At 72.8% G+C, this 13585-nt stretch carries 14 protein-coding genes; 7 read left to right on the top strand and 7 right to left on the bottom strand.

Annotation, left to right across the window (positions count from 1 at the left end):
- Nucleotides 1–7 precede the first annotated feature (7 nt).
- Nucleotides 8–964 carry an HpcH/HpaI aldolase/citrate lyase family protein gene (locus AB0C03_RS31515; protein ID WP_357640873.1) on the bottom strand — a complete coding sequence of 319 codons (957 nt, stop codon included), beginning with the start codon at nt 962–964 and terminating at the stop codon, nt 8–10.
- Nucleotides 965–1092: 128 nt separating this feature from the next.
- On the opposite strand from AB0C03_RS31515, the gene AB0C03_RS31510 reads away from it, so the two are divergent.
- Both AB0C03_RS31510 and AB0C03_RS31505 read left to right on the top strand, forming a co-directional pair.
- Entirely contained in the window at nt 1093–1917 is an 825-nt protein-coding gene (locus AB0C03_RS31510; protein ID WP_210866621.1) for an SDR family NAD(P)-dependent oxidoreductase, read from the top strand.
- A gap of 1 nt (nt 1918) precedes the next feature.
- A complete protein-coding gene (locus AB0C03_RS31505) occupies nt 1919–2203 on the top strand; it encodes a hypothetical protein (RefSeq protein WP_210863933.1) in 285 nt (94 codons plus the stop codon).
- On the opposite strand, the gene AB0C03_RS31500 is transcribed toward AB0C03_RS31505, so the two are convergent.
- A complete protein-coding gene (locus AB0C03_RS31500) occupies nt 2181–3134 on the bottom strand; it encodes a DMT family transporter (protein ID WP_030329221.1) in 954 nt (317 codons plus the stop codon). The genes AB0C03_RS31505 and AB0C03_RS31500 overlap by 23 nt on opposite strands.
- A 106-nt stretch (nt 3135–3240) precedes the next feature.
- Here AB0C03_RS31500 and AB0C03_RS31495 point away from each other — a divergent pair, with 106 nt between their 5' ends.
- Nucleotides 3241–3960: an HAD family hydrolase gene (locus tag AB0C03_RS31495; RefSeq protein WP_030329223.1), complete on the top strand. Its 720-nt coding sequence runs from the start codon at nt 3241–3243 to the stop codon at nt 3958–3960.
- Nucleotides 3961–3968: 8 nt separating this feature from the next.
- Here AB0C03_RS31495 and AB0C03_RS31490 read toward each other — a convergent pair whose 3' ends face one another.
- Both AB0C03_RS31490 and AB0C03_RS31485 read right to left on the bottom strand, forming a co-directional pair.
- Nucleotides 3969–4499 carry a hypothetical protein gene (locus AB0C03_RS31490; protein WP_051708197.1) on the bottom strand — a complete coding sequence of 177 codons (531 nt, stop codon included), beginning with the start codon at nt 4497–4499 and terminating at the stop codon, nt 3969–3971.
- A 12-nt stretch (nt 4500–4511) separates the two neighbouring features.
- On the bottom strand, nt 4512–5381 hold the full coding sequence (locus AB0C03_RS31485) for a PhzF family phenazine biosynthesis protein (protein ID WP_210861882.1): 870 nt from the start codon (nt 5379–5381) through the stop codon (nt 4512–4514).
- 33 nt (nt 5382–5414) lie between these two features.
- Between AB0C03_RS31485 and AB0C03_RS31480 the strand changes: the two genes are divergently transcribed.
- The 3 genes from AB0C03_RS31480 (at nt 5415) to AB0C03_RS31470 (ending at nt 8569) form a co-directional block, all read left to right on the top strand.
- Nucleotides 5415–6701: a magnesium transporter MgtE N-terminal domain-containing protein gene (locus AB0C03_RS31480; protein ID WP_030329229.1), complete on the top strand. Its 1287-nt coding sequence runs from the start codon at nt 5415–5417 to the stop codon at nt 6699–6701.
- Nucleotides 6694–7344, top strand: a complete 651-nt coding sequence (locus tag AB0C03_RS31475; protein WP_030329231.1) for a DUF1003 domain-containing protein — start codon at nt 6694–6696, stop codon at nt 7342–7344. Before AB0C03_RS31480 ends, AB0C03_RS31475 begins: the two co-directional genes overlap by 8 nt.
- 76 nt (nt 7345–7420) lie before the next feature.
- Complete coding sequence (locus AB0C03_RS31470; protein ID WP_030329233.1) at nt 7421–8569, top strand: Mrp/NBP35 family ATP-binding protein; 1149 nt, start codon at nt 7421–7423, stop codon at nt 8567–8569.
- Between the two features lie 267 nt (nt 8570–8836).
- Here the strand turns inward: AB0C03_RS31470 and AB0C03_RS31465 are convergent, their stop codons facing one another.
- Both AB0C03_RS31465 and AB0C03_RS31460 read right to left on the bottom strand, forming a co-directional pair.
- Nucleotides 8837–9259, bottom strand: coding sequence for a twin-arginine translocase TatA/TatE family subunit (locus tag AB0C03_RS31465; RefSeq protein WP_030329235.1), 423 nt, complete (start codon nt 9257–9259; stop codon nt 8837–8839).
- A gap of 76 nt (nt 9260–9335) precedes the next feature.
- Nucleotides 9336–10607: a S1C family serine protease gene (locus AB0C03_RS31460; RefSeq protein ID WP_307857905.1), complete on the bottom strand. Its 1272-nt coding sequence runs from the start codon at nt 10605–10607 to the stop codon at nt 9336–9338.
- 596 nt (nt 10608–11203) lie between these two features.
- On the opposite strand from AB0C03_RS31460, the gene AB0C03_RS31455 reads away from it, so the two are divergent.
- The gene (locus AB0C03_RS31455; RefSeq protein WP_030329239.1) at nt 11204–11773 is read left to right on the top strand and encodes an O-methyltransferase; all 570 of its coding nucleotides are present in this window, start codon (nt 11204–11206) and stop codon (nt 11771–11773) included.
- Between the two features lie 208 nt (nt 11774–11981).
- Here AB0C03_RS31455 and AB0C03_RS31450 read toward each other — a convergent pair whose 3' ends face one another.
- On the bottom strand, nt 11982–13457 hold the full coding sequence (locus AB0C03_RS31450) for a leucyl aminopeptidase family protein (RefSeq protein ID WP_357640923.1): 1476 nt from the start codon (nt 13455–13457) through the stop codon (nt 11982–11984).
- Between the last annotated feature and the right edge of the window lie 128 nt (nt 13458–13585).

The raw sequence follows: 13585 nt of genomic DNA, 5'->3' as shown, positions 1-13585 counted from the left end.
CGGCCCGTCACTGCGCCGGCGGGGTGAACGACGAGGTACGGCTCATCCCGGCGGCCCGGCCCTTCGCGGCGACCACCAGCGCCATCTTGCGGGACGCCTCGTCGATCATCTCGTCGCCGAGCATCACCGCGCCGAGCTTGCCGCCGGCCTCCGAGGTGTAGTGCTCGTACGCGTCGAGGATCAGCTCGGCGTGGTCGTAGTCGGCCTGCGCCGGCTGGTAGACCTCGTTGGCGGCGTCGATCTGGCCGGGGTGCAGCACCCACTTGCCGTCGAAGCCCAGCGCGGCCGAACGCTTGGCCACCTCACGGAACCCGTCCACGTCGCGGATCTGCAGGAACGGGCCGTCGATGGCCTGCTTGTCGTGCATCCGGGCGGCCATCAGGATCCGCATCAGGATGTAGTGGTACGGGTCGCCCGGGTAGTCGGGGATCAGCGCACCGACCACAAGCGACTTCATGTTGATCGACGCCATGAAGTCGGCCGGGCCGAAGATGATGGTCTCCACCCGGGGCGAGGCGCCCGCGATCGCGTCCACGTTGACCAGGCCGGCGGCGTTCTCGATCTGCGCCTCGATGCCGATCCGGCCGACCTCCAGGCCGAGGGTCTTCTCGATCTGGGTGAGCAGCAGGTCCAGCCAGTGCACCTGCTCGGCGGTCTGCACCTTCGGCAGCATGATGCAGTCCAGGTTGGCGCCGGTACCCTCGACGACCTCGATGACGTCCCGGTAGGTCCACGGGGTGGTCAGGTCGTTGACCCGGACCACCCGGGTCTTTCCGGCCCAGTCACCCTCGTTGAGCGCGGCCACGATGTTCTTGCGCGCGTCCGGCTTGGCCAGCGGGGCGACGGCGTCCTCCAGGTCGAGGAAGACCTGGTCGGCCGGGAGCCCCTGGGCCTTGCCGAGCATCTTCACGCTGGAACCCGGTACGGCGAGGCAGGACCTGCGGGGGCGACCGACTGCGGCCATGGATGCGCTCCTTCCAGCGTCCGGCGGGCACGCCGACGCCACCTGACGACAGATCCGAAACCTTAACGATCCCAAAGGTCGTTGTGACGCCACGGTAACCTCGCGCCATGACCGGGGTGAATGGACCTGTGGAAGATCTCACTGGGCGTCGACTGGTGGTGGTGACCGGGGCCAGCTCCGGCATCGGGTTGGCCGCCGCCGTGCACCTCGCCTGCCGTGGCGACCAGGTGGTGCTGGTCGGGCGGGACCCGGCCCGGCTGCAGGCGGCGGCCGAACGGGTCCGGGAGACCTCCGGCGAGCGGCCGGAGCTGTTCCGGGCCGACTTCGCGGTCCTCGACGACGTACGCCGACTGGCCGCCCAGCTCCGGGCCGCGTACGACCGGATCGACGTGCTCGCCAACAACGCCGGCGCGATCGCGCTGCAACCACTGAGCACCGTCGACGGCTTCGAGATGTCGATCCAGGCCAACCACCTGGCCCCGTTCCTGCTGACCAGTCTGCTCGCCGACCGGGTGGGCCGGGTGGTGGTGACCGCCTCCGGCGCGCACCGCTTCGGCGCACTGGACCCGGACGACCTCAACAGGCCGCTGCGTGACTACCGGCCGATGGGCGCGTACGGCACCAGCAAGCAGGCGAACATCCTGTTCACCGCCGAGGCCGCCCGGCGCTGGCCGGACATCTCCGCGTACTGCTTCCACCCCGGGGTGGTTCGCACCCGGTTCGCCAACGACAGCAGGCTGGTCGCATTCGGCATGCGTTTCATGCCCTTCCGCAGCCCGGAGAAGGGCGCCGAGACGCTGGTGTGGCTGGCCAACCAGGACCGCTCCCGGCTCATCAACGGGGGTTACTACGTCGACCGCCGGCCGCGTCGGCCCCTGCGGAAGGCGGCCGATCCACAGCTCGCCGCCCGGCTGTGGGCGGCGAGCGCCAAGGCCGTCGGTCTGGACACCTGAGGTGGCCGGCCGGCTGACACTCGTCGCGGTCGTCGAGTTCACCGTCGGGGCGGAGGCCGCCGGGCGGCGTTACGAGGATGCCGTGCTGGCCCTGTTGGGGCGGCACGGCGGTTGGTTGGAGCGGCGACTGCGCGGCACCGACGGCCAGACCGAGGTGCACGTGATCCGGTTCGACTCCCGGGCCGGGTACGAGTCGTTCCTCGTCGACCCGGACCGGGCGGCCCTGCGCGGCGAGCTGGGTGAGGCCGCCCCGACGACCCGGGTCATTGAGGTGCGGGAGGGCTAGCCAACCGCGCGGGAGACGCGCCCCGGCGCGCGGCCCGACCGCCACCCAGCACCACCACCGCGACACCGGCCAGCAGCAACGCCATCCCGAGCAGCGCGTACGGGCGGGGCACCTGACCCAACCAGGCCCAGCCGAGCAGTGCGGCGCCGGGCGCTTCCAGCAGGATCAGCACGCTCACCGTGGTCGCCGGGATCTTCCGCAGGGCGTAGTTGAACATCGAGTGCCCGAGCAGTTGGGCACCGGCCACCAGAGCCAGGATGGCCAGCCAGGTACGCCCGTCGAACCCGGTCAGTCGTACGCCACCGACCAGGCACAGGGCCAGCAGGATCAGCGCGCAGATCCCGTAGCAGATGGTGGTGTAGGTGGTGGTGCTGATGCTGGTCCGGGCCCGTTCGCCGAAGGCGGTGTAGACGGCGGCGAACATGGCGCCGGTCAGCGCCAGCACGTCGCCGAGGACGGCCCGGCCGGAGACACCCACGTCCACACCGGTGGCGATCGCCGCGCCGCCGACCGCCACCGCGATGCCGACCCACACCACCCGGGGCAGCGGTCGCCCCTGAGCGCGGGCGATCAGCCCCTGCCAGACCGGCTGGGTGGCGACCAGCGCGGTGGACGTGGCGACCGTGGTGAGCTGGGCGCTCGGCACCCAGGTCGCGAAGTGCCCGGCCAACGCGACCCCGGACAGGACGCAGAACAGTCCCTCCCGTCGGCCCGCGCCCACCGTCAACCGGCGGAACTCGGCACGACGCCGGGCCAGCGCGACAGGGCTCAGTACGGCCACCGCGAGCAGGTTGCGCCAGAACGCGATGGCCAGGGCGGGGGCAGCGGCGTACGCGATCAGCGGCGCTGACGACGACACGGCGACCACTGCCAGTCCGACCGCGCCGGTGGTCAACGGATCCACTGTCGGTCGAGGTGAAGGTGGGGGCACGGGACGTAATCCTCACACGTATGACGGTCGACACGGAGGGTCATCACTCCGTTACGATCACGCGGGTCCGCGCCGGCGACCCTCGACCGCCCGGAGGCGTTCCCCCATGTCCAGCTACCAGGCGGTGCTGTTCGACTTCTTCGGCACCCTGACCCGTTCGGTGCAACGCGGTGCCGCGCACGCCGGCACCGCCGAGCTGCTCGGGTGCCCCACCGACGCGTTGTCCGAGGTGCTGAACCGCACCTACTACGAGCGGGCCAGTGGCCGGTTCGGCAACGCGGAGGCGACCCTGCGCTGGGTGTGCGCCCAGGTCGGCGTACACCCCAGTGACCAGGCGGTGCGGGCGGCCGTGGCGTCCCGGCACCTGGCGGTCCGCGCGGACACCTGGCTGCGGGCCGACGCGGTGCCGGTGCTGGCGGCCCTGCGCCAGCGCGGCCTGCGCACCGGCGTGATCAGCGACTGTACGCACGAACTGCCGGCCTTCCTGCCGCAGCTGGCGGTCGCCCCGCTGCTCGACGTACAGGTCTTCTCGGTGCAGGTCGGCCGGTGCAAGCCGGACCCGACGCTCTACCTGACCGCCTGCCAGCGGCTCGGGCTCACCCCGGGCGACTGTCTCTACGTCGGTGACGGTGGCAGCCAGGAGTTGACCGGCGCCGAGCGGGCCGGGATGACAGCCGTCCGGCTCGCCGCACCGGATCTGGCCACCCACATGGTGTTCAACGCCGACCGGGACTGGCGCGGCCCGACGCTCGGGACCCTGGGTGAGGTGCTCGCCCTGGTCGACCACGACGCGGCGGTGGCGGGCGTCGGCGGTCGGGCGGACTGATCCGTTGATCAGCGGCGGCGGACCCGGTGCAGCCGGAACGGCTTACGGGTGGCTCGCACCGCCGGAGTCGCCCGGGGCGGCTCGGCCTGCGCGTCGGCCGGCAACTCCGCGCCAGCCAGCGGCGTACCGGCCGGGACGAGGCGGTTCACCGCGCAACCGTCGGCGGCCCAGCGGGCCACCAGGTCGGCGGTCGGTCCGGGCGCGTTGAGACGCTTCGCCGCCACCAGCGGGGCGGTGGTGTCCCACGCCTCGGTGCCCGGCTGCAACCGGCTCACCCGGGCCGGCCAGGTGACGATCCGACCGCCGTGGTCGCCGCGCAGGGTGACCTGGGCCTCGGTCGCGTCGGCCAGACCCGGCGCGGCCTGCTCACCCGGCCCGCTGACCACCAGGAGCGCGCCCTCCAGCGGGGCGCACCAGAGCGCGAGCGCCGGCCCACCGGCAACGCTGACCCAGGCCACGGCGGCCTTCTTCATCGCCTCGTCGACCAGTGGGGTGCCCCCGGGGGCGTCCTTGTCCGTCACACCCGCATCCTCCCGCATCGGCGCCTGCGCTCAGCCCACGAACGGCGGCACGGCGATCTCGCCGCGGGCCACCGGCATCACCTGACCGGTGACCGTCGCACCGACCGCCGCGCCGTCCGCCGCGGTGACCGTGCAGGCCAACGCGGACGGGCGGTTCATCTCCACGCCCTGGCGGACCGCGTACTCCGACCGCCCCTCGCCGGGCAGCAGACCACTCGCCACCAGCCAGACACCCAGGCCGAGCGCCGCCGAACCGGTCGCCGGGTCTTCCGGAACGCCCATCCCCGGCACGAAGACCCGGGCGTGCGCGGTTTGCGCTGCCGCGTCCCAGGAGAAGACGCTGACGTGCGACACCCCGTACCGTTCCGCCGCCGCCGCGTTCACCCGGGCGCGGGCCACCGACTCCGGCCGCACCGGCAGGTACGGAAACTCCAGCCCGCAGCCGGCGACCCGGGGCGCGGGCCCGACGTGGTCGTCGGCGGCCAGCCCGGCGATCTCCAGCAACGGCTCCGGATCCAGCTCCGGCCCGAGGGTCGGGGTGCCACCGGTCAACGTCGCCCCGGACGCGGTCACCTCGATCGGCAGCACACCGGCCCCGCATTCCTGGGTGACCTGCCCCACACCGAACATCCCCCGCCGGCACGCGGTGACCGCCGCGCCGACGCTGGGGTGCCCGGCGAACGGCAACTCCTCCACCGGGGTGAAGATCCTGGCGCGGTAGGTGGCGCCGACCTGGGTCGGTGGCAGCACGAACACCGTCTCGGAAAGGTTGAACTCCAGCGCGAGCGCCTGCATCTGCTCGGTGGCCAGCGCCTCCGCGCCGAACACCACCGCCAGCGGGTTGCCGGCGAAGGGGCGATCGGTGAAGACGTCCACGATCTCGTAGGCCAAGGTCGACATGTTGATAAACAGTAGGCGCTTAGGCTGGTGCGCGTGAGCACGCCGACCCGGGTCTACATCGCCCGTCTCGCCGGAGTCGCCGTCTTCGACCCGAACGGTGACCAGGTGGGGCGGGTCCGTGACGCCGTGGCACGGCTCCGGGCGACCAAGCGTCCCCCGGAGGTGGTGGGGCTGGTCGCCGAGATGCCGATGCGTCGTCGGATCTTCCTGTCCATCAACCGGATCACCTCCATCGACGCGGACGCCGTCGTGCTCGGCTCCGGCACCCTCAACCTGCGCCGGTTCGAGAAGCGACCGAACGAGCTGCTGGTGCTCCAGGAACTGCTCGACCGGCGGGTGCAACTGGACCCGGGCGGCCAGCCGGGCGCGGTCGTGGACGTCGCCATGGAGTGCACCAGGGGTGGCGAATGGTCACTGACCCGCGTCGCCGTCCGCGAGCAGACCGGTCGGCTCAGCCGCCGCGGCCACCTGCACCAGGTCGAGTGGGACCGGGTGCGCGGGCTCAGCGGCATCGCCGACAACCGGGGTACGGCGAACCTGCTCGCCGTACTGGAGGACATGCGCCCCGCCGACCTGGCCAACGCGTTGCAGGACCTGCCCGACGCGCGGCGCAACGAGGTCGCGGCCGCGTTGAACGACGAGCGACTGGCCGACGTGCTCAGCGAACTGCCCGAACACGACCAGGTGGAGATCCTCGCCGCCCTCGACCGGGAGCGGGCCGCCGACGTCCTGGAGGAGATGGACCCGGACGACGCCGCGGACCTGCTCAACGAACTGCCCCCACCCGAGCAGGACGTGCTGCTGGACCTGATGGAGCCGGACGAGGCCGACCCGGTACGTCAGCTGCTGAAGTACACCCCCGGCACGGCGGGCAGTGTGATGACCTCGGAGCCGGTCATCCTGCCGCCGGACGCCACCGTCGCCGAGGCACTGGCCCGGATCCGGGAGCCCCAGCTCTCCCCCGCCGTCGCCGCGCAGGTCTTCGTGACCCGGGCGCCGCAGAACACCCCGACCGGCCGCTACCTGGGCATGGTGCACTTCCAGGCGCTGCTGCGCGAACCGCCGGCCGACCTGCTGGGCAAGGTGGTGGTCAACGACATCGACCCACTTCGTCCCACCACCCCGCTGCCGGAGATCACCCGTCGGATGGCCACCTACGACCTGGTCGCCATGCCGGTGATCGACCGCAACAATCGGCTGGTCGGCGCCGTGACTGTCGACGACGTGCTGGACCACTCGCTACCCCGCGACTGGCGGGACCGTGACGCGCTGACCGCCTCGGGCAGCACCGACACCGCGCTGGACGGCACAGATGGCTGACCAGCGGCGGACGGAGCGTCTCGACCAGCCACGCGAGCCCCGGGGTGTCAAGCTGCCCCGGTTCGACGCGGAGGCGTTCGGCCGGTGGTCCGAGGGCATCGCCCGGGGCATGGGCACGGCGAACTTCATCGTCGTGATGACCGTGGTGATCACGATCTGGTTCGTCTGGAACACCCTCGCCCCGGCGGACCTGCGCTTCGACCCGTACACCTTCACCTTCCTGACCCTGGTGCTGTCGTTGCAGGCCAGTTACGCGGCCCCGCTGATCCTGCTGGCCCAGAACCGGCAGGCCGACCGGGACCGGGTGGCCCTGGAGGAGGACCGGCGGCGGGCCACCGCGCAGAAGGCGGACACCGAGTACCTGGCCCGGGAGATCGCGGCCCTGCGGATCGCCCTGGGTGAGGTCGCCACCCGCGACTTCCTCCGCTCCGAGCTGGCCCGGCTGGCCGAGGAGCTGGACGAGATGGGCCAACGCCGGCAGCGCCTGGAGCGCCGCCAACAGGAGAAGGACAACCGGCAGGAGCGGCGTGCGCACCGCCCGAACGACGGTGTCGGCCTGGACGAACCCCGCGACGACCTGGACGGCGACCTCACCCGGGACGCCCGGCCGGACGGCACCGCCCCGCGCCGGTCGGAGGGCTGACCAACGGGTCATCGATTGGCTCACACCGCCCCGGGCAGCGGCGGCAACGGATGCCCCTCGACGTAGCATTGCGGGCATGTCAGCACCCGTGAGCACCGTCGAGGACGCGATCCAGGCCGCCCTGGCCACCGTCAACGACCCGGAGATCCGCCGGCCCATCACCGAGCTGGGCATGGTCCGCTCCGCCACGATCGGCGCCAGCGGTGTCGTACGCGTCGAACTGCTGCTCACCGTCGCCGGCTGCCCGCTGAAGGACAAGCTGCGGACCGACATCACCGCCGCCGTCGCCGCGGTGCCCGGCGTCACCGGCGTGGAGATCGACTTCGGTGTGATGACCCCGGAGCAGCGGCAGTCGTTGCAGTCGCAGCTGCGTGGCGGCGGCGCCACCGAGGAGCCCGTCATCCCGTTCGCCCAGCCCGGCTCGCGCACCCGCGTGTACGCGGTGGCCAGCGGCAAGGGTGGCGTCGGCAAGTCCAGCGTGACTGTCAACCTGGCGGCGGCGCTCGCCGCCCGGGGGCTCTCCGTCGGGGTGGTCGACGCGGACATCTACGGCCACTCGGTGCCCCGGATGCTCGGTGCGGACGGCCGACCCACCCGGGTCGAAGACATGATCATGCCGCCGCAGTCGCACGGCGTGAAGGTCATCTCCATCGGCATGTTCACCTCCGGCAACGCCGCCGTCGTGTGGCGCGGCCCGATGCTGCACCGGGCGCTGCAGCAGTTCCTGGCCGACGTCTACTGGGGCGACCTGGACGTGCTCCTGCTCGACCTGCCGCCGGGCACCGGTGACGTGGCCATCTCGTTGGCCCAGCTGCTGCCCAACTCGGAGATCCTGATCGTCACCACCCCGCAGACCGCCGCCGCCGAGGTGGCGGAACGAGCCGGGGCGATCGCCCTGCAGACCCACCAGCGGGTGGTCGGCGTCATCGAGAACATGTCCTGGCTGGAGCTGCCGGACGGTTCCCGGATGGAGATCTTCGGCGCCGGCGGTGGTGCGGCGGTGTCCGAGTCGCTGAGCCGGACCATCGGCGCGCAGGTGCCGCTGCTCGGTCAGATTCCGCTGGACACCCGGGTCCGCGAGGCCGGCGACGCCGGCAACCCGGTCGTGCTGGCCGAGCCGGAGTCCCCGGCCGCGCAGGCACTCGGCGCGATCGCCGACCGGCTCGCCGTGCGCCGCGAGTCGCTGCTCGGCAAGCCCCTCGGCCTCAAGCCCGCCGGTCGCTGACCAACAACGACCACCGCCAGCCCGTCGGCCGCTGTTGGCCGGCGGGCTGAGTCGTCTCCACGGACATGGCCAGCGGGGCAGCCGGCGGCGGGCGGCCGGCGGGCCGGGGGCGGGCCGGGGGCGCACATGATCGACTCGGGTTTCCGGAAGTCGCGGTGTCCGGCGCCGGTTGACGGGCCGACTTCCGGAAAACCGAGTGATCAGAGCAGCCGTCCGGCCCGGGCGGACATCAGCCGGCCGAGCCCTGGCAGCGCGGGTACCAGCCGGTCAGGTGGCGTCGTCGTAGCTGACGCGGGGGGCCGGCGCGGAGGGGCTGCTGGTGGCCGTGCCGGAGCGGGCCCCGTCGGACCGCAGGTCGGCGGCGTTGGCCACGTCCTTCAGGTCGTCGTGTACGCCGCTGACGTCCGCGCGCAGGTTGTCGTAAACGCCCTGCAGCGGCTTGCGGATGGCCGCCTCGTCCTCCTCGCTGAGGAGGTGCTTGCGGATGAACGCCTTCGGGTGCAGGTCTTCCAGCTGGATGTCGGTGCCCAGCTCACGGCTCAGGTCGCCGGTGGCGTTGCGGGCCATGTTGCGCAGGTTGCGCACCAACCGCAGGCCGTCGGTGATCACGGCGGGGAGCCGGTCGCCGAAGATCAACAGCGCCAGGAGCAGCAGCGCACCGATCTCCCACCAGTTCAGGTTGTCGAGCATCCCGCGGGCCTCCTCACGGCGTCAGCAGCAAGACTACGCACGCCAGACGGCTTTCGGGCAAGGGGTACACCGCTGTTCACTTCGCATCCGCGGCGAGAGTTACCGAGGTGTTCTGCCGGGCGGAGCCCCGCCGATACTCGACCGTCACGACCGATCCCGGCGCGTACTTGCGGACCAACGCGGTCAGGTCCGTCGGCTCGGTCATCGGCCGTCCGTTGATCTTGAGGATCACGTCGCCGACCTTCAAGCCGGCACCGTCCGCTGGCCCGGACGGCTCCACCTCGGCCAGCCGCAGGCCACCCCCGACGACCCCGGTCGGGCCGTCCGCCCGGGCGCCGATCACCGTACGGCGGGCCTTGCCGGTGCCGATGATGTCCTGGGTCACCCGCTTGGCCTGGTTGATCGGGATGGCGAAGGCGAGCCCGATGTTGCCCGCCTCCTGCCCCTCGGCGACGAGCGACTTGATGGTGGAGTTCACCCCGACCACCCGGCCCGCGCCGTCGACCAGTGGGCCGCCCGAGTTGCCGTGGTTGACGGCGGCGTCGGTCTGGATGGCGGCGTAGTAACGCACCGGCCCGCCCGGCTCGCCGGCCTGCATCGTCCGGTCCAGGGCGCTCACGATGCCGGCGGTCACCGTGTTGGCCAGCGACAACGGCGAACCGATGGCGAGCACGGGGTCGCCGACCGCCAGCGCGTCGGAGTCGCCGAACTCCACGGGCCGCAACCCGGGACGACTCACCTTGATCACGGCGATGTCCGACTCCGCGTCCTGCCCCACGATGGTCGCCGGCGCGGTGCTGCCGTCGTTGAAGACCACCGAGGCCTTGCCGGTGCCGCCGGCCACCACGTGGTCGTTCGTGATCACATGGCCGTCGGCGGTGGCGATGAATCCGGAGCCCTCACTGGTCCCGCCGAGGCTGCTCACCCGTACGGTCACGACGCTGGGCAGGACCCGCTCGGCGACCCCGGCCAGCGACTCCGGTTTGCGCTGCGCCAGTGCCGGCGCCTCGGCGGGCGCAGCACCGAGAACCGCGGCACCGGCGCCGCCGCGCACCGCGAACGCGTAGCCCAGCGCACCGCCGAGGGTGCCGGCCAGGAGCGCGGTGATCACGGGAATGAGCAGCAGCTGGCGCACCGTCGGCCGGCCCGGCGCATCGGGGTCGGTGACCGGCTCGGGCTCGGTGCCGGGGGCGACCATTCCGGGCACCACCACAGCTGTCGGTGCCGCCGGGTCGCGCCACGGGTCGGCGAGGGCGTCGGACCACCAGGGCGACGCGTCGGCCGGGTTGGGCCCGCCCGCAGCCGGTGCCGGCCAGCCCGGTGCCGGTCCGACCGAGGACGCCGGCACCGCAGAAGACGCCGGCCAACCCGCAGCCGGTCCAGCCGAGGACGCCGGCCCCACGGGAGCGGGTGACCAGCCCGGTGCCGGCCCCACGGGAGCCGCCGGCCAGCCCGGTGCCGGCCCCACGGGAGCCCCCGGCCAGCCCGGTGCCGGCCCACCTCCCGGCGAGGCGAGGGGCGCGCGGTCAGCCCCCGGCATGGTCGGCCCCACCGGCGGGGCTCCTGCCCCGGGCGGTCGCGCCGGATCCGGAGTCTCACCGCCCCGGCGCCAGTCCCAGCCGTCGGTCACGTCGGTGCCTCCCAGTCCGTCCCCGGATCCCGCGCCGCGTCGCCCGGCCACGGGCCGGTCTGGTCGCGGCTGACGGGATACCGCCTCCAGGATTGCACGGATGGGCGCGGTGCAGTCAGCGGTTGCCCCGGTGATCGCTTCCGGCGGAGGCGCGGCTGCGCCCCACGACGGTCGCCTCTACGCTCACAGTGCCAACCCGCCCCCGCACCACGCACCGCCCCCGGAGGTGCCCCATCGCCACGGTCGCCGGTTCCGGCAGTTCGACGACGCACGCTCAGCAGTTCGCGGAGTCGTACGTCACCGAGGATCTCGTCCTGCGTACCGCCCGCAGCCTGGCCCGGGAAGTGGGCCTCGACGCGGTCACCCCCGGCGCGGGAGCGGCGTTGCGGCTGCTGGCCGCCGCCGGCAATGCCCGTGCGGTGGTGGAGATCGGCACCGGTACCGGGGTGAGCGGCGTCTGGTTGCTACGCGGCATGCGTGCCGACGGCGTGCTCACCACGATCGACGTCGAGGTGGAGCACCAGCGGATCGCCCGGCGCATCTTCGCCGAGGCGGGCTTCGCGGCCGGGCGTACGCGGATCATCACCGGTCGCGCGCTGGACGTGCTGCCCCGGCTCGCCGACGGCGCGTACGACCTGGTCTTCGTGGACGCGGAGGCGACCGGCTTCCACGCCTGCGTGGAGGCGGCGCTGCGGCTGTTGCGGCCGGGGGGCGTGCTGGCGCTCAACGGCGTGCTGGCCAGCGACCGGATCGGCGACCCGGCCGCCCGGGACGCGGAGACGGTGACGGTTCGCGAGACGATCAAGGCGGTCCGGGAGTCGGAGCACTGGATCCCCGCGTTGCTTCCGGTCGGGCACGGGCTGCTCGCCGCGGTGAAGTGCTGACCCAGGCCCGCGCCGGATCGAGCCGGGTCTCCGACCTCACGCCCTAGGGCCTGTTTCATAAGGACTGGCCGGCCTGCGGCGGGCCCGGACGACGACCGGCGGCGTTGCGGTTTCGTCTGGATACGACACCGGTATCCGGACGAAACCGCGCCTTGCCGGATCGCCGCCCGGACTCCGCCTCGGCTCGGCCGCCCTTATGAAACAGGCCCTAGTTGACGTCGGCGAGCCAGCGCAGCAGCGACCGGACGCCCCAGCCGGTGGCGCCGCGGCTGACCTCGGCCTGGTCGCCGTCGGCCCAGGACGGGGCCGACATGTCCAGGTGCAGCCAGCGGTCGCGGAGCTCGCCGGTGAACTCGCGCAGGTAGAGCGCGGCCAGCACCGAGCCGGCACCCTGTGCCGGTGCGCTGTACAGGTCGGCGATCTCGCTGCCGAGGTACTCGACGTAGTCGGTGTGCAGCGGCATCCGCCACGCCGATTCGCCGGCCGCCTCGGCCGCCGCCAGCACGCCGGCAGCCAGCTCGTCGTTCTCGCTGTACAGGGCGGCGGTGCGCTTGCCCAGCGCCACCGAGTTAGCGCCGGTGAGCGTGGCCAGGTCGAGCAGCAGGTCCGGTTTGAGCTGCTGCACCGCGTACGCCAGCGCGTCGGCGAGGACCAGTCGACCCTCGGCGTCGGAGTTGGTCGTCTCGCTGGTCGTGCCGCCGTAGTGCCGGATGACGTCCCCCGGGCGGAACGCCGAGCCGCTGACCATGTTCTCGGCGAGCGGGGTCAACGTGGTGACCCGGACCGGCAGTCGCAGCGCGGCGGCACCCAGGGTGGCGGCGACGACAGCGGCCGCGCCGGCCATGTCCTTGCGCATCAGCTTCATCGACGCGACCGGCTTGATCGAGATGCCGCCGGTGTCGAAGGTGATGCCCTTGCCGATCAGCACCACGTGCGTACGCGCGTTGGCGGGGTGCCAGTCCAGTTCGACGAGCCGGGGTCCACTGGCGGAGCCACCGCCGACGGCGAGGATCCCGCCGAAGCCCTCGGTGGTCAGCTCGGCCGGGCCACGGACCCGCAACCGCAGATCCGGAAGATCGGCCGCGGCGGAGGCCACCTGGTCGGCGAACCACTGCGGGGTCTTCACCGAGGAGGGGGTGTTGGTCAGGTCCCTGGCGAGATGGGTCATCGCGGCGGTGGTCCGGGCCGTGGCGACGCTGTCCTCGTACCGGGTCGGATCGCTGAGCAGCAGGTCGACGCCGGTGAGCGCCGGTCGGTCGCCGGCCTCGGTGAGCCGGAACCGGTACGCGGCGAGCAGCAGACCCTCGGCCAGTCCGCGCACGGCGGCCTGGGTCACCTCGGCCGGCAGCGCGATGGTGATATGCGTCTCAGCCGAGGCGGCGCGGGCCACTGTCGCGCCGGCCGTCCGCCAGGCCGCCTCGTCCCCGCCACCGATGCCGAGCAGCACCAGCCGGCCGGGGGTACGCCCGGGGCGCAGCTGGGTGTGGATCTCGCCGGCTCGGCCCGTCAGTCGGGCCGCTGGCGCCAGCGCGGCGGCCTCCTCGGCAGTGCCGTCCGGGGGTGCCACGGCGGTCGACAGAGGCGCGGCCGAGGTATCACCGCCCGCCGTCGAGTCGGCGGGTCGGACAGGCAGGACGAGAGCGTCGAGCCGGTCCGGCTCGGCGATCAGACGGATGGCGAGCACGCGGAACCGAACCTCCAGGAAAATGTCGCGGACCGGAAGCGAACCCACCTGCCCGCAGCGTTGAAGACCCTGAGCCACCGGCGATTCCGGTGGCTCAGGGTCCGAAGAACGGTCCGGGCGGCTCACGC

Source organism: Micromonospora parva, assembly GCF_040649675.1.
GTDB lineage: Bacteria > Actinomycetota > Actinomycetes > Mycobacteriales > Micromonosporaceae > Micromonospora > Micromonospora parva.
The sequence above is the reverse complement of the archived record's forward strand: the minus strand, read 5'-3'. Positions and strand labels throughout refer to the sequence as shown.